We start from the raw sequence: 23,982 nt of genomic DNA on the forward strand, positions 1-23,982 counted from the left end.
AACGCGTGGACGGCGCAGCCGTCCACCCTACCTCTTCACATCGCTGACAATCGTCGGCAACACCCACGCCCCGCCGGCCGTGATGCCGCGGCACATGCCGGTGGTGAGCGACTCGGCATGCACGAAGCGCTTGCCGTCCCACACCCAGGTGTCGCTCGCATAGCAGTCGCCGATGCCGCGCCCGCGGTGGATGGCCTGGATCACCCCGTTCTCGTAGTCGCTCCCCAGCAGCGTCACCAGCGCCGCCGTGAACGGCGCGCTGCTGCTCACCACCCAGTAGCCATAGCCTTCGTTGTAGGCCCCGCGCCAGCAGCGCGCGCCGACCAGCATCTTGTCGCGCGCCAGCGGCGCGAAGAAGAACGCGTTCTCGCCGCTCGCGATTTGCGCCAGGTCGGCGCACTCCTGGCTGCCGGCGCTCTTGCGCAGGGTCGCCAGCAGGCGCCGTTCGGCGTCGCGCCCGAGCGGACGCACTTCGCCGTGCGGCACGCGCGCCGGCTTCACGGCCAGCGCCGGCAACGGTGGCAGCACCTCGTCGTCCGGCCTGGTCCCTTTGCGGATCGCCGCGCCGCGCGTGCCCAGGCGGCCCTGGAATTCGTCCATCTTGAGCAGCACCGCCGCCGCGCCGCGGCTGGACAAGGTCCAGGTCTGGCCGGCGCCCTGCCAGGTCACCCGGCCGCTGCCGGCGACTGCCTTCACCAGCGCCGCGGCCTGGGTGCGCGACAACGTCGACGACGGCTCGGTGCGTTCCATGACGACGGTGCCGAGCGAGCGGCCGTCGATGCGCATCGCCAGCAGCGGCGGCTGCAGCGCGGTGTCGTCGGCGTCGCCCAGGCGCAGTTCGGCCACGATCGGCTCGCCCGGCCCGGCCTTGCGCTGCAGGAGCACGCTGACCGGGGGATTGTCGCCATCGTCGGCCTGGTAGCCGGCGGCGCGGCAGGTGCGGGTGTTGTCGCAGGCCAGCTCCCAGTCGAGATGGTTGAAGCGTACCTGCGGCATATCGATTTCCGGCGCGGCAGAGAACGGGTCGGCGGACGCCATCGCGGCACACGACAGCAGGCCGGCGGCGGCAACGAGAATGGCTGGCACGGCGCGCAGCGCGCGGAGAGGCGCGGCGCACGGGCGGGGGTAAAACGGCATCGTATTCTGGTCTTTCCGGGGTCGGCGCGGCGTCGACACCGGCATGGGCGTCGGTCCGCGATACATTTCGCTTACGTGAAGTTCGGGGCGCATGGTAGTCTAACAACACCATCCGCTTTCCGCTGCTGCATGACCCTCATTAAGTTTATCGAAATCATGGCGATCATGGTCGGGGCCTTCTCCGGCTTCATCGAGGCGCGGCGCAAGCGCATGGACCTGGTCGGGGTGTTCACCGTCGCCTTCATCACCGCCTTCGGCGGCGGCACCCTGCGCGACATCCTGCTCGACAAGCGCCCCCTGTTCTGGGTCACGCACCAGGAGTACGCGATCGCGATCTTCGTGCTGGCGCTGGTGGCTTCGCCCCTGATCCGCACGCTGCGCCAGATCGTCTCCGAACGCCTGATCGTGATCGCCGACGCGGTAGGCCTGGGCCTGTTCTCGATCGCCGGCACCTCGGCCGCGCTGGCCGCCGAGATGCCGATCTTCATCGCCTCGATGATGGGCGTGATCACCGGGATCTTCGGCGGCGTGCTGCGCGACATCGTCTGCAACGAAGTGCCGATGGTGTTCAGGGATGGCAAACCGTACGCGATCTGCGCCTTCATCGGCAACTGGCTGTTCCTCATCATGGGCAAGTACGGGGTGTCGTACGACTTTGCCCTGTGGTCGAGCGCGCTGTTCATCAGCGGGCTGCGGCTGTTTGCCTGGAAGTTCGATATGCGGATGGGGCGGTGAACCGGCGTTGATTCGACGTAGGGTTGGCCTCGGCGGCCCCACGCTCGGCCGCCGACGCGGTGATAGCTTGCTGCCAGATCATCCGGCACGATGTCGGAGCCGCCAACAATCACCGCGTCGGCGGCAGAGCCGCCAACCCTACCTTGATCGTGGTCCCTTAAACCGCGTCGGCGCCGGTTTCGCCGGTGCGGATGCGGATCACCTGCTCGACGTTCTGCACGAAGATCTTGCCGTCGCCGATCTTGCCGGTGCGCGCGGCCTTGATGATGGCGTCGACCACCGATTCGGCCATCGGATCGTCGACCACCACCTCGATCTTCACCTTCGGCAGGAAGTCGACCACGTACTCGGCGCCGCGATACAGTTCGGTGTGGCCCTTCTGGCGGCCGAAGCCCTTCACTTCGGTGACCGTCAGGCCGGTCACGTTCACCTCGGCCAGCGCTTCGCGCACTTCGTCGAGCTTGAACGGTTTGATCACGCAGGTAATCTGTTTCATGGTGTGGTCCTCTCTGATGCGATGATGCGGTTTAATCGGGGATGTTGGCCAGGTCGTCCAGCCACACCGTGGCTTCGGAGTCCGACGGCGCGCGCCAGTCGCCGCGCGGCGACAGCGAACCGCCGTTGCCGACCTTCGGACCGTTCGGCACGCAGCTGCGCTTGAACTGGCTGGTCTTGAAGAAGCGGAACAGGAAGATCGACAGGTTGCACTTGATGGCGCCCAGGTCGTAGCCGTTGCGCGGGCCCTGCTCGTCCGGCCAGCGGCCGCTCTGGTGGTCGTGCCAGGCCGAATACGCCAGGAAGGCGACCTTGCTCGGCCTGAAGCCGTAGCGCAGCGTGTAGAACAGGTTGAAGTCCTGCAGCTCGTAGGGGCCGATCTTGTCCTGGGTGCTCTGGGCAGGCTTGTCGTCGTCGACCCCTTGGGGGCCGCCCGGCACCAGCTCGGGACTGATCTCGGTGTCGAGGATATTGAGCAGCACTTCCTTGCCGCCGCCGCCCACCAGGCCGGTGTCGGCGACCCAGCGCACCAGGTAGGAGATCAGCGTCTTGGGCACGCTGGCGTTGACGTTGTAGTGCGACATGTGGTCGCCCACGCCGTAGGTGCACCAGCCCAATGCCAGCTCGGACAGGTCGCCGGTGCCGATCACGATCCCGTTGTGGAAATTCGCGAGGCGGAACAGGTGGTTGGTGCGCTCGCCGGCCTGCACGTTCTCGAACGTGATGTCGTATTCCGCCTTGCCTTCCACATACGGGTGACCCAGGTCCTTGAGCATCTGGATGCAGCTCGGACGGATGTCGATTTCCTGGGCGCTGCAGCCGACCGCCGCCATCAGTTCGCGCGCCTGGCGCAGCGTGCGTTCGCTGGTGGCGAAGCCGGGCATGGTGTAGGCCAGGATGTTCGTGCGCGGCAGGCCGAGGCGGTCCATCGCCTTGGCGCAGACCAGCAGCGCGTGGGTCGAATCGAGCCCGCCCGAGACGCCGATCACCACCTTCTGGATGCCGCTCGAAGCCAGGCGCTGGATCAGGGCCTGGACCTGGATGTTGTACACCTCGGTGCAGCGCTCGTCGCGCCGCGCGCGGTCGGCCGGCACGTAGGGGAAGCGCTCGATGGCGCGGTCCAAAGGCAGCGTTTTTTCGAGCGGCAGCGCCAGCTCGAAGCCAATGACGCGGAAGCTCGACACCTCGCCCGCATGGCGCCGCACCGATTGCGCGAAGGTGGTCGCCTTCATGCGTTCGGTGGACAGGCGTTCGAGGTCGACGTCGGCGTAGATGATGTGCGAGTCGTCGCTGAAGCGTTCCGACTCGGCCAGCAGCTCGCCCTTTTCGTAGATCAGCGACTGGCCGTCCCAGGCCATGTCGGTGGTCGATTCGCCGCGCCCGGCCGAGGTGTACAGGTAGGCCGCCATGCAGCGCGCCGACTGCTGGCTCACCAGCTGGTGCCGGTAGCCGCTCTTGCCCACCACGACGTTCGAGGCCGACAGGTTGACCAGCACCGTGGCGCCGGCCATCGCCGCGAACGAGGACGGCGGCACCGGCACCCACACGTCTTCGCAGATCTCGACGTGGAAACGCAGCAGCGGCAGGTTGGCGACCTCGAACAGCAGGTTCGGGCCGAAAGGAATCGATTCGCCGAACAGCGCGATCTTGTCGACCGCCGCACAGTCTGCGGGCGTAAACTGCCGGGATTCGTAAAACTCGCCATAATTGGGCAGGAAGCTCTTGGGCACCACGCCGAGCACCTTGCCGTTCGCGATCACGACCGCGCAGTTGAACAGCATGTGGTTGACCCGCAGCGGCATGCCGACGATCATGGCCAGCGGCAGCGCGCGCGATTCGTCGACAATCGCCTGCAGACCGTCGAGGCAGGCGCCCAGCAGCGCGTCCTGGTGGAACAGGTCGTCGCAGGTGTAGGCGGACAGGCCGAGTTCCGGGAACGCGACCAGCGCCGCGCCTTCGCCGGCGGCCTGGCGCGCCAGGACGATGGTCTGCTCGACGTTGAAGGCCGGGTCGGCGATGCGCACGCGCGGGATGGCCACGGCGACGCGCGCGAAATGGTGCGCATAGAGATTGTGGAATCGGCTCTGGCTATTCATGGCTGGTTCTTTCGCGTTGTGACAGGCGCAGGGTAACCCGGAGCGCGAAGCGCCGGCGCATGCCATCATGGGGCCGCTTCGCCTGCCACTCGCATCATCTTAGATGGAAGACATTTTGAATTATCGCACGCATATCGTTTCGACCCTGTCGGAAATCGGCCAGCAGCGCTGGGACGCGCTGGTCAAGCAGCAGTCGCATCCGACCCCGTTCCTGTCCTATGCCTTCCTGCACGCGCTGCACGAATCCGGCAGCGCCGCGCCCGACACCGGCTGGCAGCCGCAATACCTGGTGCTGTTCGACGAACAGGACGACAGCCTGGCCGCCGCCCTGCCCCTGTACGTCAAGGGCCACTCGTACGGCGAATACGTGTTCGACTGGGCCTGGGCCGACGCCTACGCGCGCAATGGCCTGGACTACTACCCCAAGCTGCTGTCGGCGATTCCGTTCACGCCGGTGGCGGGCGGGCGGCTGCTGGCGCGCGACGCCGACGCGCGCGCGGCGCTGGTCGACGTGCTGGCGGCAACCCAGCGCGCGACCGAAGTGTCCTCGACCCACGTCCTGTTTCCGCCCGAAGACGAGGCCATGGCGCTGCGCGAGGCGGGCTTCCTGCTGCGTTCGGGCGTGCAGTTTCACTGGCTGAACGCGGGCTACGAATCGTTCGACGCCTTCCTGGCCACGCTCGAACAGAAAAAGCGCAAGAACATCCGCGCCGAGCGGCGCAAGGTGCAGGCGGCTGGCGTAACGCTGCGCCGGGTGCGCGGCCCCGAGGCGACGCGCGAAGACTGGGTGCTGTTCAATCGCTGCTACCGCAACACCTACCGCGAGCACCATTCGACGCCTTACCTGAACCTGGACTTCTTCCTGCGCATCGGCCAGGCGATGCCGGAGAATATCCTGCTCGTGATCGCCGAACGCGAAGGCCGGCCGATCGCCGCCTCGCTGGTGATCCACGACGCCGACACGCTGTACGGCCGCTACTGGGGCGCGCTGGAGCACGTGGCGTGCCTGCATTTCGAAGTGGCGTATTACCAGCCGCTGGAATTCTGCATCGAACAGGGCATCGCCACCTTCGAGGGCGGCGCCCAGGGCGAGCACAAGATGGCGCGCGGCTTCCTGCCGACCCGCACCTGGTCGGCGCACTGGCTCGGCCATCCCGCGTTCGCCGATGCGGTCGAGCGCTTCCTGGAACGCGAGGCGGGCGGGATCGACGATTACATGGACGAGCTGAACGAGCGCACGCCGTTCCGCCAGCGCGCCCCGGACCCCGGCGCATAAGCCAGGCCGGGACGGCAGCGTTTACTTCTTCTTGCTGGTGACTTTCTCGAAGTCGGCCTTGCGGATCATGCCGTGCACGCCCTTGACGCCGTCCACCACCTGGCTCACCTGGAAGTCGGAGGCGGCGCTGAGATAGGCGTAGGCGGTGGCGCGGTCCATGCCCAGCACTTCGGTCAGGAAGCGGATCGACTCGCGCACGGCGTCCTTCATCGCTTCGTCCAGGTCGCGGTTCAGGTCGATCGTGACCCAGTGGTCCTCCGTCTCGCCGAACGGACGGCCAAGGCTGCCCGCGCTGGACGGGATCGCCGGGTCGCCCTTCTTGAGCAGGGTGATGCGGAAGGTCGGGCGCAGCGAATGCTCAAGCGCGGTCAGCGCCACCTCGCCGTCGCCCTGCACCATGTGCGGGTCGCCCGTATAGAAATTGCCGCCCTTGACCAGCACCGGCATGTACACGGTGGAGCCGACGCCCAGGTCGTTGATGTCCATATTGCCGCCATACAGGCCCGGCGGCACCGAGTGGACCTTCTCGGTGGTGGCCGCCGCCACGCCCATGGTGCCCATGAACGGCGCGGTCGGGAACGTGACTTCGGTTCCATCCCTGGTCTTCATCACGCCTTCCCATTTGCCGTTCTTGTCGCGCCGGATCGGGGTGAACACCGACACGTTGTTGAAGGCGGACGGGTTGGCGGCCGAGGCGTTCGCCGCCGGCAGCGGGGTCTCGGGGAATTCGCCCGGCAGCGCGCCCTTGCCATGGCGGTTCGATACCACGCCGTACGGCACGCGCGGCACCGCCGACAGCAGTTCGACCTTGAGCACGTCGCCCGGCTCGGCGCCCTCGACCCCGATCGGGCCGGTGACGATGTGCGGGCCGTCCTTGTGGAAGTCGTGCGCCATGCTGGAGCCGGTGATGGCGATCGCATCCTTCAGCACCATGTTCGCCGGGATGCCCTTGCTGCCGAAGTACTTGACCGGATCGCGCCCCTGGTCTTCCACCAGCCCCTCGTGCGACAACGTGTCGAACACGACCGTCGCGCCCGACGGCACCGTCAGCACCGGCTTGGTGGTGGCGTTCGGCAGATAGCCCCACTGCACCGTGTCCACCGTCGACGGTACGTAATACACCGCGTGACCGGTGCCGGGCACCACGACGCGGCCGGGCTTGTCGGCAAGCGGCTGTAGCGGCATGTTGGCGTCCACTGCCTGGGCCGATGCGGCGTTCGAAGCGAAGCCGGCGATCGCCAATGCGATCATGAGCGTGATGGTACGGAATGTTATAGTTACTCCAATCTATTTCGTTTGGCAGGAAAACTTGTTTCAGCAACTACCATGCCAAGCGAAAACGGTGCAGATCGAAGGTCGTGATTTCAACGATGCATTGAATTGGTGCAATTTGGTAAAACATGAGCACACCGATGATTCACTAATATGTTCACTTTTGGCGCAAACCTGATTTTTGTCCGCAAGCCCTTGTCCAAGAGCGTGCAGTGGAAGCATGCGTAACCTGGGAGAGGACGTCACGGCGGTGATGACGTCACTCAGCATCGAGGGATGCCGAGTTCGTGTGCGCTTCCCGGAACTGCCCCAGCTGGGATGACGGAGGAAATGACGGAGAAAGACAAGCGTAAAAAAACCGGGCGCTTGCGGACCCGGTTTCATGTCGGTGACGCCGTTTTCCGGCGTCGGGACGCTGGGATCAGTTCCAGCCGCCCGCGTTGGCGCGGTATTCTTCCTTGTACGGCTTGGCGGCGTCTGCTTGCTTGCGCATGACGCTCTTGGCGCGGCCACCGGCGGCGGCCACCAGGGCGCGGGCTGCGGCGCTCAGGATCTTTTTCATGGTGTGACTCCTTCATTGCATTGCCGGTCGACGGCAACGCCCGATAACGATTGCGATACCACCGTTATATAGGCGACTCAGGCGAACTTCCAATTCTGAGTGGCAATATCAGACATCACGCTTGTGAATGCTAATCCATGTTTCGATCAAGCCAGGAGCGTACGCCGTCGAGCGAGCGGAATTCGGACACCGAGCGGCAGGCGATTTCCGGGTGGCGTGCCTGCAACATGCGCGACAACGCCGCGCCCGGACCCAGCTCGAGCGCGACCGTCGCGCCGGCTTCGGCCAGTGCATCCATGCACTCGCGCCAGAGAATCGGTTCGGCAATCTGGCGCGGCAGATGCTCGATCGCTTTGGCGGCGTCGTGCACCGGCTCGGCCGAGATACCGGACAGCACCGGGAAGGCCGGCATGCGCCAGCGCGCCTCGCGCAACAGCGCGGCGAACGGCGCCACCGCGCCCTGCATCAGCGGCGTGTGCGAGGCGACGGCGACCGGGAGGATGGTGGGCTTGCCGCCTGTGGCAAGCGCGGCCTGGGCCAGCGCCTCTTGCTGCGCCGACGGGCCGCCTGCGACCAGGCTGTCGTCGCCGGTCACGATCGCGGGATGGAAGCCGGTGCGGGCCAGCAGCGCGTCGACCTCCACCCTGGGCAAGCCCGACAGGGCGACCATCGCCTGCGGCGCGCCCTCGGCCAGGCAGGCATCCATCAGCCGGGCGCGCTGCAGCGCCAGCTTGACCGCATCGACGGGATCGAGCGCCCCGGCGACCCCGTAGGCGCTCAGCTCGCCGATGCTGTAGCCGGCCACCAGCGCCGGCGCCGGCATGCCGGGGCCGAGCGCGGCCCAGGTCGCCAGCGTCGCCGCCACGATCGAGGGCTGCGCGACGCGGTTGCTGAAGCGCGCCGCGTCGTCGAGCGTCGCGGCCAGCGCGCTGTCGGCGAACCATTCGTCGAGCAACCGGCACGCGCCCGGATCGGTGCGCGCCATGTCGAACATGGCGCCGTGTTGCGCGCCCTGGCCGGGGCACAGGATGACGAGCCGGCCCGCCATGCTAGTGCCGGGCCCCGCACACGGCGTGCAGCAAACACACCGCGCCCAGCAGGTCGGCAGCGCCGCCCGGCGACAGGCGCGCCGCGACGAAATCGCGATGGCTGGCCAGCGCCCGCGCTTCCCAGTCGGACGCGGCAGTGCCGCCACGGGCGACGAAGGCGCGCGCCTGGCGCCGCACGGTCAGCGCACCTTCGAGGCCGCCGCGGTGGTACACATTGGTGTCGCTGATGTGGGCCATCAGCACGAACAGCGCATCGACCCGCGCCAGGCGCATGCCGCGCCCCGCCGCCAGCGTACGGCGCAATGCCGGCAGGCCGACCGCGAACACGGACGGGAAGCCGCGCGCGCCCTCCTCGCGCGCGCCGCTGGCGGCGTAGCGCAGCAGGGCCTGGGCGCCGTGCGAGCGGCTGCCGGCATTGCAGCTGTGGCCGGCGAGTTCGCGGCCCCAGCGTTCGACCAGCGTCGACCGGATGGTCTCAGGGCGCAGCGCCAATCCCTGCGCGTGGCAACGGCCGATCGCCGCGCACAGCAGGCCGAGACAGAAGATGGCGCCGCGGTGGGTGTTGATGCCGCCGGTCGCGCGCAGCATGCGGCGCTCGGCCTCGATGCCCAATTGCTTGAGTTCGTGGAACGGAGCATCAACCATGCCGGCTTGTGCGATCTGCGCGAAGTAGCGCCGCAGCGCGAACATGCTGCGCACGAAGGTGGCGGCGTCCATGTCGTCGTGGCTGCCGTTGTCGAGCAGCGAGACCAGGCCCGGCTTGGGGTACAGGGCCAGTTCGGCGTACAGGCTGCGTACAGCCAGGCGTGCCAGGGAGCGGCTGAACGCCGTGGCCTGCCCGTCACGGATGCCTGCAATGCCCGCGCCCGCGTCCTTCGATGCGGCCATTCCGGGTCCCGTCAATTCAACCATCGTTGTTCCTCCAGCGTCGCCAACAATGCTTCGGGCGGCACCAGCGCCACCCGCTCCAGTCCCTTGGCCAGCACGCGCGCCCCGGGCGCGCCGTCGAATGCGGCGCGCAACTCCTTCCACGCCACCGCGCGCCCGTCCGGAAAGACGACTTCGCCGTCGAGCGGCAGCGTGGCCGCATGCGCGGCCAGCAGCTCGAGGCCGGCCATCAGCTGCTTGCGGCTCAGCGGCCGCAGCAGCAGGTCGACGTCGGAAGTCGGGGTCAGGTAATGCAGGCCGGTCAGCGCTTCCAGCGCCACCGATCCGTACACCGCGAGGCCCAGGCCGGCGTCGGCCGCCTGCCGTTCGAGTTCGGCCAGACCTTCGCGCCATGCATCCGGCACGGCGTCGAGCGCGCCGACCAGCGGCAAGGCGCGGGTGCGGCGCTGGACGTCGGCCAGCTCGACGCGGCAGCCGACCCGCAGCTTGCCGCCATCTTCCGCGCGCGGCGGCAGCGCGAAGCCGATCGCCACTTCGCCCGGCGCCAGGTCGACCTCGGCACGGCGCACCACGGCCGGCCAGCCGCCGTCGCGCCAGCCGTCGAGGGCGCCAATCGCTTCCAGCGGGGCACTGGCGCGCACGCGCTGCCAGCCGCGGCGCGTCAGCCAGACCAGGTCATGCCGCGCGAACATCGCCGCCCGCCCTGACCGCGTCGGCGACCGGCTGCGCCAGCAGGCGTCCGCCGCGCTCACGGCCCAGCGCCATGCGCCGGTCTTCCGGGATGCACTCGGCCAGTGCCTGCGCCAGCTGCTGCGCCAGGTCTTTCTCCCAGATGCCGTGCAGGCCGCCCATGCGCAGGTAGTTTTCCGGCCCCGGTGCGAACACCGGATTGTCGCGCGCCAGCTCGGTCAGGCGTTCCTCGGGCACCTTGGTGATGCGCGCCATCGCCGGCAAGCCCATCACGCGGATGGTCGCCTGCGGCAGCGCATAGCAGGCGCTGGCGATCAGGCCGCTGGTGATGAAGCCGCCCGACAGCGCCTGGTCGTACACCAGGCCGATCACGGTATGGCCCTTGCGCCGCGCCAGGTCGACGCATTTGCCGAGGTGCGCCATGTAGCTGTTGATGCCCAACATCTCGTCGCGGTGGCGCAAGCGCTGGCCTTGGGTGTCGACCAGGATCAGGATCGGCCGGCCCGGGTGCTGTTGCACGGTTCTCAAAATCGCCGTGGCCTGGGCCAGCGCGATCTCGATCCCGATCGGCACGTGGCCGGTGGTGCCGATCATGGCCACCGCTTGTCCTTCGACCTGCGCACTGCCGGACAAGAAGTTGTCGCGCTCGACGATGTCGTGCCCACCCGGGAACAGCTGTGTTGCCAATGTCTGCCAATCCATCATTGTTCTCCCGTGCCGGAAGCTGCCGGCTGCAGGCCGGCACGGTGCCGGGCCGCCAGCGCCAGGAAGGCGTCGGCCTCGAGCATCGGCACGCCGGCCGGATCGGGCACGCCCAGCCGGCGCCACAGTTCCATCGGTTCGTTCGCCCCTTCGGCATCCTGCAGGCGGCGCGCCAGCATGTCCTGCTCGGCCAGCAAGCCTTCCAGCGTCAGCCCGACTTCGCCTTGCACCAGGGCGGCGATCGCGTCCAGCGCGGCGGCGCGGAATGCCGCGGTATCGTCCGCCACCAGCACCTGGCAGTCGCCCATCAGGTAGCGGTGCTTGCCGCCCGTGGTGCGCCATACCAGGGCGCGGTCGCGCGAATCGAATTCCTCGACGCCGTTGGCGGTTTCGATCACTTCGGGGCCGGACATGGCCAGGCGCCCTTCCTCGGACATGATCACCGTGTTGGCGCAGCGCGCCGCGATGCCCATGCCGCCGAAGCAGCCGTTGGCCCCGCCCACCACCGCCACCACGGGGATGCCTGCGGCGCGCACGTCGAGCATGGCGCGCATCACTTCCGACACCGCGATCAGGCCGGCGTTGGCTTCGTGCAGGCGCACGCCGCCCGACTCCAGCAACAGCAGCACCGCATGCGCCCGTTCGTCGATCGCGCGGCGCAGCATGCCGGCCAGCTTGGCGCCGTGGACTTCGCCCACCGCGCCGCCCATGAAGGCGCCTTCCTGCGCCGCGCCGAACACCGTGTGCCCGCCGAGTTTGCCGCGTCCGACCACCACGCCGTCGTCGAACGACACCGGCGAATCGAGCTGGGCCAGGTGCGGGCTGGCCACGCGCGCCGAGGGCGGCAGGAATTCTTCGAAGCTGCCGGCGTCGAAGATGGCCGGGATGCGCTGGCGCGCGGTCAGTTCCAGGTAACTGCTCATGGCGTGCCTCCGGTCGATGGCGCCGCGGGGGAGATCAGCGACTCGACCGCCTGGTCCAGGCGCAGGCTGACCACCGCCGGCGTGGCGCCGTTGTCGTTGATGCTGATGCGGGCGTCCGCCAGGCTCCAGCGTGCGTGGAAATCGTCCATCACCGCCGCCCAGGTGGCGCCGAAGCCGACCGCGGCGGTGTGGACGTCGATCTCGCAGGCCCCGTCCAGGGGCACGGCTTCGATCAGTACTTCGAGGTTGCCCGAGCCGACCACGCCCACCAGCTGGGCGTCGCCCGCCAGTGGGCGACTGCCCTGCCCGAATCTGAATTGCAGCGTTTCCATGTGAATCCTTTTGCGCTTGTCTACTTATTCCGCTTACCAGTTCCTGAAGCGCTTCGGCGGGTCGTACAGGCCGCCGGAGGCGCGTACCAGGCCCTTCATGTTCTTGGCGGCCAGCAGGTCGCGGGTCGCCATGCGCTTGTCGATGCCGAGGTCTTCCGGGCGGCGGATGATGCCGCGGTCGCGCAGGTTTTCCACCATGCGCTTGTCGCGCCCCATCCCCACCGGGGTGTAGCCGGCCACGCCGCGGATCGCCTGCTCGCGCTCTTCATCGCTGCGGCACAGCAGCAGGTTGGCAATGCCCTCTTCGGTCAGGATGTGGGTGACGTCGTCGCCGTAGATCATCACTGGCGGAATCGCCATGCCGGCCTGCTCGGCCAGTTGCCAGGCGTCGAGCCGTTCGACGAAGGCCGGCGCCATGTGCTCGCGGAAGGTCTCGACCATCTGCACCACCAGCTTCTGGCCGCGCGGGATGGTATTGCGGCCTTCCCTGGCCTGCTGCCCGGCTTTCAGCCAGGCCGCGCTCGGATGGCGGCGGCCGCGCGCGTCCGCCCCCATGTTCGGCGCGCCGCCGAAACCGGCGATGCGGCCCAGCGTCGCGGTCGACGAATTGCCCTGCAGGTCGATCTGCAGCGTCGAGCCGATGAACATGTCGCAGGCATAGTGGCCGGCAGCCTGCGAGAAGGCGCGGTTGCTGCGCATCGAGCCGTCGGGGCCGACGAAGAACACGTCGGGCCGGGCGCGGATGTAGTTTTCCATGCCCAGCTCGGAGCCGAACGAGTGCACCGACTCGACGAAGCCGGCTTCGATCGCCGGGATCAGGGCCGGGTGCGGATTCAAGGCCCAATGGCGGGCAATCTTGCCCTTCAGGCCGAGTTCGGCCGCGTAGGTCGGCAGCAGCAGCTCGATGGCGGCGGTATCGAAGCCGATGCCGTGGTTCAGGCGCTCGATCTGGTATTCGGCATAGATGCCCTTGATCGCCATCATCGCCATCAACACCTGGATCTCGGAGATCTGGGCCGGGTCGCGCGTGAACAGCGGCTCGATGTAGTACGGCGTGGGCGACTGCACGACGTAGCCGACCCAGTCGCCCGGAATGTCGACGCGCGGCAGCTTGTCGACGATCCGGTTGACCTGGGCAATCACGATCCCGCTCTTGAACGCCGTGGCTTCGGCGATGGCCGGCGTGTCCTCGGTATTCGGGCCGGTGTACAGGTTGCCCTCGCGGTCGGCCATCTCGGCCGCCACCAGCGCCACGCGCGGGGTCAGGTCGATGAAATACCGCGCGAACAGTTCCAGGTAGGTATGGATCGCGCCAATGTTCAGCTTGCCCGTCTGGGCCAGCTTGGCCAGGCGCCCCGCCTGCGGCCCTGAGAATGAAAAGTCGAGGCGACCGGCGATACCCTTGTCGAACACGTCGAGGTGCTCGGGCAGCGACAGTACCGACAGCAACATGTGCAGGTTGTTGACGCGCTGCGGGTCGAGCCGCGTGAGCGCCTTGCCGAGGAAGTCGGCCTGCTTCTGGTTGTTCCCTTCCAGGCACACGCGGTCGCCCGGCTCGAGCACCGCGTGCAGCAGGTCGACGATGCGTCCGGCCTCGACCACCTTGCCGTCCAGCGCGCTGCCCAGCGCCTGCCCGGCGCGGGCCAGGCGGGCGCTGCGGTTGCTTTGCTGGGTACCCCAGCGACCTTCGGTAGCAGCTACTGCATTCATGGTATCCCTTAAAAAATCCGGCGCCCGACGCGTTGCGCGTCAGAGCACCACGAACAGCAGCCACACCACCACCGGCGCAACCAGGGTGACGATGCCGCCATAAATCATCAACTGGCGCAGGAACACGTCGCGATCGACGTGCTGGGCGCTGGCCAGCACCAGGGCGCCGTTGGTCGAGAACGGGCTGACGTCGACGATGGTCGAGGCCACCGCCATCGCCGCGATGAAACCGATCGGATCGACGCCGGTGCCGGCCGACAGGAACGGCACCGCCAGCGGGATCAGCGAACCGAGCACCGCGGTGGACGAAGCAAAGGCCGACACCACGGCGCCGACGAACAGCAGCAATAAGGCGACGATCAGCGGCGAGGTCATGCTGGCGACGCTGTCGCCGACCCAGGTGATGGTGCCCATCTTCTGCATCACGCCGACATAGGTGCTGACGCCGACGATCAGCATGATCTCGGGCCACGACACCTGGCCGATGGCGCGTTTCTGCACCTGCGGCTGCAGCAGCGAAATGATGAAGCCGATCGAGATCGCCACGAAGCCCAGGTCGAGCTTGTACATCAGGGTCAGCACGGCCAGCGTGATCAGGCCGGCCACGGTGACGACCTGGTGCAGGGTCGGGCCTTCGTGCACCTCGTCGCGGGCGCCGGCAGCGCCCACGCCCGCCCCGGCCCCGGCCCCGCCGACGCCGGCACTGCCGCCGATCGCGCCCACCGCCGCGCTCGAGCGCTGCGCGGTCAGGCGCTCTTCGCTGCCCGATTCGTTCTCGGCGTCGCCATAGATCTGCGGTCCCTGCGCCGCCACCGCCACCGGCGGGCCGAACGGCGAGATCGGCATGCCGCCCGCGCTCTTCGACTTCGGCACCTGCTGGCGCATCAATTTGGCGCCGCCGAACACGAAGAACAGCAGCAGCGAGACGGCGAAGTTCACGCCCAGGCTGGTGAAGGCGGTGGTCAGTTCGGAGATCGGCAGGCCGGCTTCCTGCACCACCTTGTTGGTGATGCCGCCGTAGATGCTGATCGGCGAGAAGCCACCGCCCTGGGCGCCGTGGATCACCATCAGGCCCATCATCAAGGGATTGATGTTGTACTTGGCGGCGAAGCCGAGCGCGATCGGGGCGATGATCGCCACCGCCGCAGGGCTGACCGCGCCGACCGAGGTCAGCAGCGCGGTGATGAAGAACATCACCCAGGGAATGGCGGCGATGCGCCCGCCCACCGCGCGCACGGCGAGGCGCACCAGCCAGTCGATGGTGCCGTTGTTCTGGGCCTGGGCGAACAGGAAGGTAATGCCGACCAGGGTCAGGAACAGCTCGGCCGGGAAGCCGGCCATGATGGCCTTGGCCGGCATCGCGGCAACCAGGGTGCCGACCAGGAAGGCGCCGACGAAGGCAATTACGCCCATATTGATGGGCAGGGCGGTGGCCACCACGAACATCAGCGCCAGCACGCAAATCGAAATCACATGAGAAGACACGGCGGAACTCCTTCAACGCGCGGCGCCATTGCCTCTGTGGGCTGGCCGACACCGCTGGTGATACGTCTCCAAATGCATGCCAGCGCCGTGCACCGCCGCCGTTGCGGCCAGCCGCTGGCAGGCCCGGGCATGCTCTTTTGTTATGCTATTTTGTGACGTTAAGGTAGCCGTGAATCCTGCCGAGATCAATTACGTTCTTGCGCTGACGTTTACTGTCAGCGGAACTATCGGCAGTAACGGTATGTCGTGTGGGTAGCGCAGCGCGCTTCCGGCTCGGCAAGCGCGATGAGAACGGGCCCGCAAGCGGTCCCGATCAGGCCGGCTGGTGCTTGAGCATGCGGCACACCGCCGCCAGCGCCAGCAGGTTCGGGTCGCGCTCGCGCACGCGCAGGAAGTTCAGGCCGATGGTCTGGCGGATCGGGTACTCGCCCTTCAACGGGATCAGCTGCACCTTGTCGCCGAACGCATGGCGCACCCGTCCCGGCAGCAGGGTGTAGCCGATCCCCGCCCCCACCAGGTTCATCAGCGAGAAGATGTCGCCCACGCGGGTGACGATGCTGGGCGTGAAGCCGGCGATCCGAAACGCTTCCTGGAAGCCGGTAAAGGTCACGAAGCCGTCCTTGAGGCACACGAATTTTTCGTTGGCGCACTCGCGCAGGTCGACGTCGGGCATGTGCGCATACGGCGAATTGGCGGGCGCGGCGAAGAACACCTCGTCCTCGAACAGGGGAATCGACTCGATGTCGGGATCGGGATCCGGCAGCGCCATCAGGGCGGCGTCGATCACGTTGCCCTTGAGTTTATGAAGCAGGTCGGCGTTCGAGCCGAGCAGCAGCTCGGTCTCGAGTTCCTGCTTGCGCAGCTTGATGCCGATGATGATCTCGGGGATGACGCCGGTGGTCAGCGAATACAGCGAGCCGATCTTGAGGTGGTCGGCCGAGTAGCCGGCCGCCGAGCGGGTGGCGGCGATGCCGTCGGCCATCAGCCGGACCACCTCGCGGCTGACGTCGGCCAGCACCTGCGCCGCCTCGTTCGGGATCAGGTTGCGGCCCTGCAGGCTGAACAGCTGACAACGCATCCCCTCTTCCAGCGAATGCAGCGCCCGGTGCACGCTCACGGCGCTGATGTCGAGCATGCGCGCGGCGGCGTTCAGGTTGCCGCCTTCCATGTAGGCAAGCAGGATTTCGAGCTTGCGGAAGGTGATGTCGTCGCTGATCTGGCTGCGCATGGGGGCCTTCTGACACGGGTAAAACGCGAGGATAACGCGTGTTCAGCGCTTGGGCAATGCGACGCGCCGCAGCGCGTTCTTCGGCGCCCCGCCCTCCCTCTGCCCGGTCCCCATCACCGGCGCCGCGCCGTGCACGAACAGCCCGGGCCGGCTGTCGGCGTATTCACGCAGCATGTCCCACACCACACGCACCCGGCGCAGCCGGTACAGGTCGGTCGGCGCGGCCAGCCAGAACGATCGCTCGGCGAAGAAGTCGGGCAGCACCGGCACCAGGCGGCCGTCGCCCGGCACCGCATACGGCGGCGCCATCATCAGGCCCATGCCGAGCGCGGCCGCCTCCAGTTGCGCGGTCATGCCCGAGCAGCACATGCGCCGCCGTGGCGTGAAACCCAGCTCGTTCAGGTAGGACAGCTCGCGGCTGGCCAGCCGGTCCTGCACGTAGTCGACGAAGTCGTGGCGCGCCAGGTCGGCCTGGGTGCGGATCGGCGGGTGGCGCGCCAGGTAGGACGGCGCCGCGTAGAGGTAGAAGCGGAAGGTGGCCAGGCGCGTGACGACGTAGCGCCCGGTGGACGGCGGATCGAGCATCACGCCCAGGTCGGCCTCGCGGTTGGCCAGGTTGGCGAAGCGCGGCAGCGCCAGCAGGTCGATCTGCAGGTCGGGGTGCTGCTCCAGCAGGCGCGCCAGCAGCGGCGCCACAACTTTTACGCCATACACCTCGGGCACGCCGAGGCGCACCACGCCGTGCGCGGCCACCTCGGCGCCGCCGATCTGTTCGGCCGCGGCCAGCGCCGCGCCCTCCATCGCCTCGGCGTGCGGCAGCAGCGCCTGGCCGACCTCGGTCAGCTCGTAGCCCTCGCGCGAACGGTCGAACAGCGTCGCGCCAAGCTGGTGCTCGAGACGGTCGATGCGGCGCGCCACCGTGGTGTGCTCGACGTCCAAGCGGCGCGAGGCGCCGGAGAGCGTGCCGGCACGCGCCAGCTCGAGGAAGAATCGCAGGTCGGTCCACTCAGGCAGCGTATTCATGAGAGCGCTTGTCCCAGATCAAGGTAATTCATTGTGCACCGGTGCACATTCCTCCTGCAAGCAGTTTGCCCATGGTGATTGCCCGCGCTCAGAATTTGTGCAGTGCGGCATGTTCCTACTGTCAAAACCTGGTTCGCGGCGCGCACGCAGTCGGTGCATCGGCCTGTGCATTCACGCACAACGGGGTGGGCAAATGTTGACTGTTCAACCAAACCCGACCGATGCACACTGCTCGGCATGCGCGTCACAGAACGCCACCACGCATGCCGATACCGACAAATATGGAGACAAGAATGCGTAGAACCAACAAGAAAGCCAAATTGCTGAACGGGTCGGCGGCCGCGCTGCTGGCGCTGTCCGGTGGGACACTGGGGATCGGCGCCGCGCACGCCCAGGATGCTGCCGGCGCCCCGGCCGCGGGCGAGGAAAGCGTGTCCAAGGTGGTGGTCACCGCGCGCCGCCGCGAGGAAACGCTGCAGGACGTGCCGGTGTCGGTCACCGCCTTCAGCGCCGACCAGTTGTCCAAGCAGGCAGTGCCGGACGTCACCGCATTGGCGCTGGCCCTGCCCAACACCACCCTCAAGGCGTCGCGCGCCACCAACTCGACCCTCACCGCCTTCATCCGCGGCGTCGGCCAGGCCGATCCGCTGGCCGGCTTCGAGTCCGGCGTCGGCATCTATATCGACGACATCTACCTGGCCCGGCCGCAGGCGGCGGTGGCCGACATCTACGACGTCGAACGCATCGAGGTGCTGCGCGGACCGCAGGGCACGCTGTACGGACGCAACACCATCGGCGGCGCGGTCAAGTACGTCACGCGCAAGCTCGGGCCCCAGCAAGACCTGCGCGTACGCGCCACGGTCGGCGAATACGGCCAGAAGGAAGCCGTGATCACGGCCAGCACGCCGCTGTCCGAGACCGTGCGCATCGGCGGCACGGTGGCGCGCTTCAAGCGCGACGGCTTCGGCGACAATCTGTTCACCGGCAAGGGCAACTACGACAAGGACGTCACCGCGGCGCGCCTGTCGACCGAGATCGCGCCAACGTCCGACCTGTTCATTCGCCTGGCCGGCGACTTCACGCAAGACGACTCGAACCCCAAGAACGGCCATCGCCTGATTCCCGGCCGCTCGGGCAACTGGCCGCTGCTGGACGACGTGTTCGACACCCAGGGCAACCTGACCAGGGCGCTGGGCCGCGACCAGGAAGTGCGTTCCTACGGCGGCTCGGCCACCATCGAGTACCGGATCGACGACGTCTGGAGCGTCAAGTCGATCACCGCCGCCCGCCGCGACAAATCGTGGGCGCCGATCGACTTCGACGCCCTGCCAGTGGTCGACATGGAAGTGCCGGCGCTGTACACCAACCGCCAGTTCAGCCAGGAGCTGCAGGTCACCTATACCGGCGCGCGGCTGCAGGGCGTGGCCGGCCTGTACTACATGGACGCCAACGCCTTCAACAAGTTCGACACCATCCTGGCCGGCGCCGTACCCACGTCCACCTACACGATGGGAGACATCGATACCAAGGCCTGGGCCGCCTACTTCGACGGCAGCTACGCCCTGACCGACACCCTCAACCTGTCGCTGGGCGGGCGCTACACGGTCGACAAGCGCGAAGCCGACGTGCTGCGCCAGATCTACTTCGGCCTGGGCGGCTCGCCCGAGATGGGCAACCCGGGCGCGATCCTGTTCCGCACCGACACCGATTTGCGCAACGGCCTGCTGGAGCGCGAGGACAAAAAGTTCACCCCGCGCGTGGCGGTCAACTGGAAGCTGCACAACGACCACAACCTGTACGCCTCGTATTCCGAAGGCTTCAAGGGCGGCGGGTTCGATCCGCGCCTGAACGTGATCGGCACCCGGATTCCGCTGGCCACCGCGCGCGCCGGCTATGCACCGGAAACCATCGAGACCTGGGAACTGGGTCTGAAGTCCGCCTTCAACGGCGGGCGCATCACCACCAACGCCGCCCTGTTCTACAGCGACTACCAGGATGTGCAGATTCCGGGCTCGGTGGCGATCGACTCGGATGGCGACGGGCGCGACGACAGCTTCGCCGGCGTCACCACCAACGCCGGCAAGGCCAAGATCAAGGGCGCCGAGCTGGAAGCCATCGCCAACTTCACGCCGAATTTCATGGTGGCCGGCATGTACAGCTACATCGACGCCGACTACAAGGAATACATCGTGGCCGGCGTCAACGTGGCCGACGCGCGGGTGTTCCAGAACACCCCGCGCAACTCGGCCAACCTGCGCGCCAACTACGACATCCCGCTGCCGATCATGGGCCGCGCCGGGCGCGTGTCGCTGATCGGCAGCGTCTCGTACAAGGGCGCCACCTACCAGTTCGAGACGCCGTCGGTGCTGGACCAGGAATCTTACAAGATCTGGGACGCCAGCATCGTCTGGACCCGCGCCGACGGCAAGGTGCGCGCCGGCCTGCACGGCAAGAACCTGAACGACGAGCATTACAAGACCGCCGGCTACCTGTTCCCGACCCTCGGCAACGAAGGCACCCTGACCGCCTTCTACGGCAACCCGCGCACGATCTCGGCCACGCTCGAGCTGAGGTTCTAACGCAGTGCCTGTGAACGCGATGAGCAGCCAACACATCCAGTTCGATGTGTTGGCTCAAGCCTGTCATCCCCGCGAAGGCGGGGACCCAAGTTCCCAAACCGAAACCGCACCGTCAGAACAGGTAAACCGTTCACTAGATCGCTCAACACAGGAACCACCCAGCGTGCCCCTCTTCACCCCCATCAGCTACCCCAGCAGCGACGGCCTCTCGCTCTACGCACGCGACTACCCCGGCTCCGGCGGCCAGGCTCGCCTCCCGGTGATCTGCATCCACGGCCTGACCCGCAATTCGCTCGACTTCGACGAGCTCGCCCCCCAGCTGGCCGCCATGGGCCGGCGCGTGCTGGCCGTCGACGTGCGCGGCCGCGGCCACTCCGCACGCGACCCGAATCCCGACAACTATGCCTTGTCGGTCTACGCCGACGACGTCACCGGGCTGATGTACGCGCTCGGCATCGAACGCGCCGTCTTCGTCGGCACGTCGATGGGCGGCCTGATCACGATGACCCTGGCTGCGCGCCGCCTCGACCTGATCGCGGCGGCGGTGCTGAATGATGTCGGCCCGGTGCTGTCCCAGCGCGGCCTGAGCCGCATCGCCGGCTACGCCGGCAAGCAGCCGACCTTCGCCAGCTGGGACGAAGCGGCCGGCCACGTGCGCGACATCAACGCCTGCGCCTTCCCGTCCAACCCCGACAGCGAATGGGCCAAGTGGGCCCGGCGCGCGTTCGAGCAGCGCGACGACGGCACGCTGTGCCCGCGCTACGACCCCGGCATCGCCAACAGCCTGCTGAACGGCAAACTGCCGGCCACCTCGCTCGCCTTGCGCATGGCGTTCCGGCGCCTGACCCGGCAACGCCCCACGCTGCTGGTGCGCGGAGAGCTGTCCGACCTGGTCGAAGCGCGCCAGGCGGCCTGGATGCGCGGCGCCGCCCCCGGCATGGACTATGCCGAAGTGCCCGGCGTCGGCCATGCACCGATGCTGACCGAACCCGACGCCCTCGAGGCGATCCGCGCCTTCCTGGCGCGGGTGCCATAACGTAAAAAACAAGAGATCAAGGAGACCAAGCAAATGCCGCAATCCATCAAACCACTCGCCCTGTCCCTGATGGCTGCCTTCGCCATCAGCGCCGTCCCATCCGTCCTGGCCCAGGGCAAGGACTTCAAGGTCGCCCTGATCGCCGGCAAGACCGGCGCCCTGGAAACCTATGCGCGCGAGACCGAGACCGGTTTCATGCTGGGCCTCGAATACCTCACCAACGGCACCATGGCCGTCAATGGCCGCAAGATCAAGGTGATCGTCAAGGACGACCAGAGCAAACCCGACCTCGGCCGCACCCTGCTGGCCGAAGCCTATGGCGACGACCGGGTCGACATCGCCGTCGGCACCACCTCGTCCGGCTCGGCGCTGGCGATGCTGCCGGTGGCCCGGGAGTACAAAAAGGTCCTGATCATCGAACCGGCGGTGGCCGACGCCATCACCGGCGACAAGTGGAACAAGTACATCTTCCGCACCGCGCGCAGCTCGATGCAGGACGCGCTGGCCGCCGCCAGCACCCTGAAGGGCGGCAGCATCGGCTTCCTGACCCAGGACTACGCATTCGGCCGCGACGCCATCAAGGCCGGCAAGGAAGCCTTGAGCGCCACCGGCAGCAAGGCCAAGGTGGTGCACGAGGAATATGCGCCGATGACGACCACGGATTTCACCGCCTCGTCGCAGCGCCTGTTCGATGCACTGAAGGACAAGCCGCAGCCGCGCATCCTGCAGATCGTCTGGGCCGGCCCGAATCCGATGAACAAGATCGCCGACCTCAAGCCGGAACGCCATGGCATCGTGCTCTCCCCCGGCGGCAACATCCTGCCGGTGATGAAGACCTGGAAGAACTTTGCCGGCACCCAGGGCACGATTTATTACTACTACGACTTCCCGAAGAACAAGATGAACGACTGGTTCGTCAAGGAGCACGTCAAGCGCTTCAAGGCCCCGCCCGACATGTTCACCGCCGGCGGCATGGCGGCGGCCGGCGCCGTGGTGGCGGCGCTGTCCAAGGTCGGCGACGGCAACGGCGACAAGATGGTGGCGGCGATGGAAGGCATGAGTTTTGAATCGCCGAAAGGCACCATGACTTTCCGCAAGGAAGACCACCAGGCGATCCAGCCGATGTACCACTTCAAGATCAAGAAGGACCAGAAGAACGAGTGGGACCTGCTGGAACTGGTGCGCGAAATCCCGGCCAGCGAGATGCCGCTGCCGGTGCGGAACAAGCGCTGACATGGCGAGCTCCATCGACATCGGCGCGCCATCGCTCTCGACCCGCGACCTGACCATCCGCTTCGGCGGCCACGTCGCGGTGAACGCGGTCAGCGCCGACTTCTATCCCGGCACCCTGACCGTGATCGTCGGCCCCAACGGCGCCGGCAAGACCACCTACTTCAACCTGGTCTCGGGCCAGCTCGCCGCCAGCGCCGGCAGCGTGCACCTGCACGGGCGCGACATCACGAAGGACGGCGCCGCGCGCCGCACCCGGCTCGGCATCGGACGCGCCTTCCAGCTGACCAACCTGTTCCCGCACCTGACCGTGATCGAGAACGTGCGCCTGGCGGTGCAGAGCCGCGCCGGCCTTGGGCTGCATTTCTTCTCGATCTGGCCCAGCCACAAGGAACTGATCGCGCGCGCCGAACACTACCTGGAGCGAGTGGCCCTGATCGGACGACGCGACATGTTCGTCGGCGCCCTGTCGCACGGCGACCAACGCAAGCTCGAGGTCGCGATCCTGCTGGCGCTGGAGCCGAGCGTGATGATGTTCGACGAGCCGACCGCCGGCATGAGCGTGGACGAAGTGCCGGTCGTGCTCGACCTGATCCGCCAGGTCAAGCAGGAGCGCGACAAGACCGTGCTGCTGGTCGAACACAAGATGGACGTGGTGCGCCAGCTGGCCGACCGCATCGTGGTGCTGCACAACGGCGCCCTGGTGGCGGACGGCGAACCGGGCGCGGTGATGCAATCGAAGATCGTACAGGAAGCCTATCTTGGAACAGCCGAATCCGAACACGCTCAGGCCTGATCCGGGCCACGCCGAACCACTGCTGCAGCTGACTGGCGTGCACACCCGCATCGGCCAGTACCACATCCTGCAGGGCGTCGACCTGGCGGTGCCGCGCGGCGGCCTGTCGGTGCTGCTGGGCCGCAACGGCGCCGGCAAGACCACCACCCTGCGCACCATCATGGGCCTGTGGAAGGCGAGCGAAGGCACGATCCGCTTCGACGGGCGCGACATCACGACACTGGCCACGCCCGACATCGCGCGTGCCGGCATCGCCTACGTGCCCGAGAACATGGCCGTGTTTTCCGAACTGACGGTGCGCGAGAACCTGGTGCTGGCGGCGCGCAATGGCGCGCTGGACCAGGCGCGCGTGGACTGGATCTGCGGCTTCTTCCCGGCCCTGCGCAAGTTCTGGAACTACCCGGCCGGCAACCTGTCGGGCGGCCAGAAGCAGATGGTGGCGATCGCGCGCGCCATCGTCGAGCCGCGCAAACTGCTGCTGGTCGACGAACCGACCAAGGGCCTGGCGCCGAGCATCGTGCACAGCCTGATCGCGGCCTTTCGCGAACTCAAGGAGCGCGAAACCACCATCCTGCTGGTCGAGCAGAACTTCAACTTCGTCCGCTCGCTGGGCGACACCGTGAGCGTGATGGACGACGGTCGCGTGGCCCACGCCGGCACGATGGCGGCGCTGGCCGGCGACGCCGCCCTGCAGCAACGCCTGCTCGGCCTGTCGCTCGATACGCATCAATAGGAACA

General features: G+C 67.5%; 22 protein-coding genes. 7 read left to right on the forward strand and 15 right to left on the reverse strand.

Annotation, left to right across the window (positions count from 1 at the left end; translation table 11 throughout):
- Nucleotides 1-27: 27 nt before the first annotated feature.
- Nucleotides 28-1,086: a DUF1176 domain-containing protein gene (locus QPK27_RS14680; protein WP_290418997.1), complete on the reverse strand. Its 1,059-nt coding sequence runs from the start codon at nt 1,084-1,086 to the stop codon at nt 28-30.
- 180 nt (nt 1,087-1,266) lie between these two features.
- Here QPK27_RS14680 and QPK27_RS14685 point away from each other — a divergent pair, with 180 nt between their 5' ends.
- Nucleotides 1,267-1,872, forward strand: a complete 606-nt coding sequence (locus QPK27_RS14685) for a trimeric intracellular cation channel family protein (RefSeq protein ID WP_290418998.1) — start codon at nt 1,267-1,269, stop codon at nt 1,870-1,872.
- A 157-nt stretch (nt 1,873-2,029) separates the two neighbouring features.
- Here QPK27_RS14685 and QPK27_RS14690 read toward each other — a convergent pair whose 3' ends face one another.
- Entirely contained in the window at nt 2,030-2,368 is a 339-nt protein-coding gene (locus tag QPK27_RS14690; protein ID WP_290418999.1) for a P-II family nitrogen regulator, read from the reverse strand.
- A 31-nt stretch (nt 2,369-2,399) separates the two neighbouring features.
- Complete coding sequence (locus tag QPK27_RS14695) at nt 2,400-4,463, reverse strand: NAD(+) synthase (RefSeq protein WP_290419000.1); 2,064 nt, start codon at nt 4,461-4,463, stop codon at nt 2,400-2,402.
- A gap of 103 nt (nt 4,464-4,566) precedes the next feature.
- Here QPK27_RS14695 and QPK27_RS14700 point away from each other — a divergent pair, with 103 nt between their 5' ends.
- Nucleotides 4,567-5,739, forward strand: coding sequence for a GNAT family N-acetyltransferase (locus QPK27_RS14700; RefSeq protein ID WP_290419001.1), 1,173 nt, complete (start codon nt 4,567-4,569; stop codon nt 5,737-5,739).
- Between the two features lie 21 nt (nt 5,740-5,760).
- Here the strand turns inward: QPK27_RS14700 and QPK27_RS14705 are convergent, their stop codons facing one another.
- From QPK27_RS14705 to QPK27_RS14760, 12 genes are all read right to left on the reverse strand, one after another.
- A complete protein-coding gene (locus QPK27_RS14705) occupies nt 5,761-6,990 on the reverse strand; it encodes an acetamidase/formamidase family protein (RefSeq protein ID WP_290419002.1) in 1,230 nt (409 codons plus the stop codon).
- 442 nt (nt 6,991-7,432) lie between these two features.
- On the reverse strand, nt 7,433-7,573 hold the full coding sequence (locus QPK27_RS14710) for a hypothetical protein (protein WP_290419003.1): 141 nt from the start codon (nt 7,571-7,573) through the stop codon (nt 7,433-7,435).
- A gap of 130 nt (nt 7,574-7,703) precedes the next feature.
- Nucleotides 7,704-8,621: an ACP S-malonyltransferase gene (locus QPK27_RS14715; protein ID WP_290419004.1), complete on the reverse strand. Its 918-nt coding sequence runs from the start codon at nt 8,619-8,621 to the stop codon at nt 7,704-7,706.
- Between the two features lies 1 nt (nt 8,622).
- Nucleotides 8,623-9,510, reverse strand: coding sequence for a triphosphoribosyl-dephospho-CoA synthase MdcB (mdcB, locus tag QPK27_RS14720; protein WP_290419005.1), 888 nt, complete (start codon nt 9,508-9,510; stop codon nt 8,623-8,625).
- Between the two features lie 11 nt (nt 9,511-9,521).
- The gene (gene mdcG, locus QPK27_RS14725) at nt 9,522-10,202 is read right to left on the reverse strand and encodes a malonate decarboxylase holo-[acyl-carrier-protein] synthase (protein ID WP_290419006.1); all 681 of its coding nucleotides are present in this window, start codon (nt 10,200-10,202) and stop codon (nt 9,522-9,524) included.
- Nucleotides 10,186-10,902: a biotin-independent malonate decarboxylase subunit gamma gene (gene mdcE, locus QPK27_RS14730; RefSeq protein ID WP_290419084.1), complete on the reverse strand. Its 717-nt coding sequence runs from the start codon at nt 10,900-10,902 to the stop codon at nt 10,186-10,188. Before mdcE ends, mdcG begins: the two co-directional genes overlap by 17 nt.
- Nucleotides 10,902-11,825 carry a biotin-independent malonate decarboxylase subunit beta gene (locus tag QPK27_RS14735; RefSeq protein ID WP_290419007.1) on the reverse strand — a complete coding sequence of 308 codons (924 nt, stop codon included), beginning with the start codon at nt 11,823-11,825 and terminating at the stop codon, nt 10,902-10,904. Before QPK27_RS14735 ends, mdcE begins: the two co-directional genes overlap by 1 nt.
- The gene (mdcC, locus tag QPK27_RS14740; protein WP_290419008.1) at nt 11,822-12,157 is read right to left on the reverse strand and encodes a malonate decarboxylase acyl carrier protein; all 336 of its coding nucleotides are present in this window, start codon (nt 12,155-12,157) and stop codon (nt 11,822-11,824) included. Before mdcC ends, QPK27_RS14735 begins: the two co-directional genes overlap by 4 nt.
- Nucleotides 12,158-12,190: 33 nt before the next feature.
- Nucleotides 12,191-13,867 (reverse strand): malonate decarboxylase subunit alpha, encoded by a 1,677-nt coding sequence (gene mdcA, locus QPK27_RS14745; protein ID WP_290419009.1) that lies wholly within the window; start codon nt 13,865-13,867, stop codon nt 12,191-12,193.
- A 39-nt stretch (nt 13,868-13,906) separates the two neighbouring features.
- Nucleotides 13,907-15,352 (reverse strand): SLC13 family permease, encoded by a 1,446-nt coding sequence (locus QPK27_RS14750; protein ID WP_290419010.1) that lies wholly within the window; start codon nt 15,350-15,352, stop codon nt 13,907-13,909.
- Between the two features lie 313 nt (nt 15,353-15,665).
- Complete coding sequence (locus tag QPK27_RS14755; RefSeq protein ID WP_290419011.1) at nt 15,666-16,580, reverse strand: LysR family transcriptional regulator; 915 nt, start codon at nt 16,578-16,580, stop codon at nt 15,666-15,668.
- Between the two features lie 42 nt (nt 16,581-16,622).
- Nucleotides 16,623-17,603 carry a LysR family transcriptional regulator gene (locus QPK27_RS14760; RefSeq protein ID WP_290419012.1) on the reverse strand — a complete coding sequence of 327 codons (981 nt, stop codon included), beginning with the start codon at nt 17,601-17,603 and terminating at the stop codon, nt 16,623-16,625.
- A 293-nt stretch (nt 17,604-17,896) separates the two neighbouring features.
- On the opposite strand from QPK27_RS14760, the gene QPK27_RS14765 reads away from it, so the two are divergent.
- The 5 genes from QPK27_RS14765 (at nt 17,897) to QPK27_RS14785 (ending at nt 23,977) form a co-directional block, all read left to right on the forward strand.
- Nucleotides 17,897-20,182: a TonB-dependent receptor gene (locus QPK27_RS14765; RefSeq protein ID WP_290419013.1), complete on the forward strand. Its 2,286-nt coding sequence runs from the start codon at nt 17,897-17,899 to the stop codon at nt 20,180-20,182.
- A 163-nt stretch (nt 20,183-20,345) separates the two neighbouring features.
- Complete coding sequence (locus QPK27_RS14770) at nt 20,346-21,218, forward strand: alpha/beta fold hydrolase (RefSeq protein ID WP_290419014.1); 873 nt, start codon at nt 20,346-20,348, stop codon at nt 21,216-21,218.
- A 33-nt stretch (nt 21,219-21,251) separates the two neighbouring features.
- Nucleotides 21,252-22,451, forward strand: a complete 1,200-nt coding sequence (locus QPK27_RS14775) for a substrate-binding domain-containing protein (RefSeq protein ID WP_290419015.1) — start codon at nt 21,252-21,254, stop codon at nt 22,449-22,451.
- Nucleotide 22,452: 1 nt separating this feature from the next.
- Entirely contained in the window at nt 22,453-23,244 is a 792-nt protein-coding gene (locus tag QPK27_RS14780) for an ABC transporter ATP-binding protein (RefSeq protein WP_290419016.1), read from the forward strand.
- Nucleotides 23,210-23,977 carry an ABC transporter ATP-binding protein gene (locus QPK27_RS14785; RefSeq protein ID WP_290419017.1) on the forward strand — a complete coding sequence of 256 codons (768 nt, stop codon included), beginning with the start codon at nt 23,210-23,212 and terminating at the stop codon, nt 23,975-23,977. The genes QPK27_RS14780 and QPK27_RS14785 overlap by 35 nt, the downstream gene beginning before the upstream one ends.
- The last annotated feature ends 5 nt before the right edge of the window (nt 23,978-23,982 follow it).

Source organism: Massilia sp. YIM B02443, from assembly GCF_030411955.1.
Classification (GTDB): domain Bacteria; phylum Pseudomonadota; class Gammaproteobacteria; order Burkholderiales; family Burkholderiaceae_D; genus Telluria.

Excerpts from the sequence above, each read along its gene's own strand:
- QPK27_RS14685 (WP_290418998.1), top strand. The coding sequence starts at position 1,267 with ATGACCCTCATTAAGTTTATCGAAATCATGGCGATCATGGTCGGGGCC.
- QPK27_RS14690 (WP_290418999.1), bottom strand. The coding sequence starts at position 2,368 with ATGAAACAGATTACCTGCGTGATCAAACCGTTCAAGCTCGACGAAGTG.
- QPK27_RS14695 (WP_290419000.1), bottom strand. The coding sequence starts at position 4,463 with ATGAATAGCCAGAGCCGATTCCACAATCTCTATGCGCACCATTTCGCG.
- QPK27_RS14700 (WP_290419001.1), top strand. The coding sequence starts at position 4,567 with ATGGAAGACATTTTGAATTATCGCACGCATATCGTTTCGACCCTGTCG.
- QPK27_RS14705 (WP_290419002.1), bottom strand. The coding sequence starts at position 6,990 with ATGATCGCATTGGCGATCGCCGGCTTCGCTTCGAACGCCGCATCGGCC.
- QPK27_RS14710 (WP_290419003.1), bottom strand. The coding sequence starts at position 7,573 with ATGAAAAAGATCCTGAGCGCCGCAGCCCGCGCCCTGGTGGCCGCCGCC.
- QPK27_RS14715 (WP_290419004.1), bottom strand. The coding sequence starts at position 8,621 with ATGGCGGGCCGGCTCGTCATCCTGTGCCCCGGCCAGGGCGCGCAACAC.
- mdcB (WP_290419005.1), bottom strand. The coding sequence starts at position 9,510 with ATGGCCGCATCGAAGGACGCGGGCGCGGGCATTGCAGGCATCCGTGAC.
- mdcG (WP_290419006.1), bottom strand. The coding sequence starts at position 10,202 with ATGTTCGCGCGGCATGACCTGGTCTGGCTGACGCGCCGCGGCTGGCAG.
- mdcE (WP_290419084.1), bottom strand. The coding sequence starts at position 10,902 with ATGGATTGGCAGACATTGGCAACACAGCTGTTCCCGGGTGGGCACGAC.
- QPK27_RS14735 (WP_290419007.1), bottom strand. The coding sequence starts at position 11,825 with ATGAGCAGTTACCTGGAACTGACCGCGCGCCAGCGCATCCCGGCCATC.
- mdcC (WP_290419008.1), bottom strand. The coding sequence starts at position 12,157 with ATGGAAACGCTGCAATTCAGATTCGGGCAGGGCAGTCGCCCACTGGCG.
- mdcA (WP_290419009.1), bottom strand. The coding sequence starts at position 13,867 with ATGAATGCAGTAGCTGCTACCGAAGGTCGCTGGGGTACCCAGCAAAGC.
- QPK27_RS14755 (WP_290419011.1), bottom strand. The coding sequence starts at position 16,580 with ATGCGCAGCCAGATCAGCGACGACATCACCTTCCGCAAGCTCGAAATC.
- QPK27_RS14760 (WP_290419012.1), bottom strand. The coding sequence starts at position 17,603 with ATGAATACGCTGCCTGAGTGGACCGACCTGCGATTCTTCCTCGAGCTG.
- QPK27_RS14765 (WP_290419013.1), top strand. The coding sequence starts at position 17,897 with ATGCGTAGAACCAACAAGAAAGCCAAATTGCTGAACGGGTCGGCGGCC.
- QPK27_RS14775 (WP_290419015.1), top strand. The coding sequence starts at position 21,252 with ATGCCGCAATCCATCAAACCACTCGCCCTGTCCCTGATGGCTGCCTTC.
- QPK27_RS14780 (WP_290419016.1), top strand. The coding sequence starts at position 22,453 with ATGGCGAGCTCCATCGACATCGGCGCGCCATCGCTCTCGACCCGCGAC.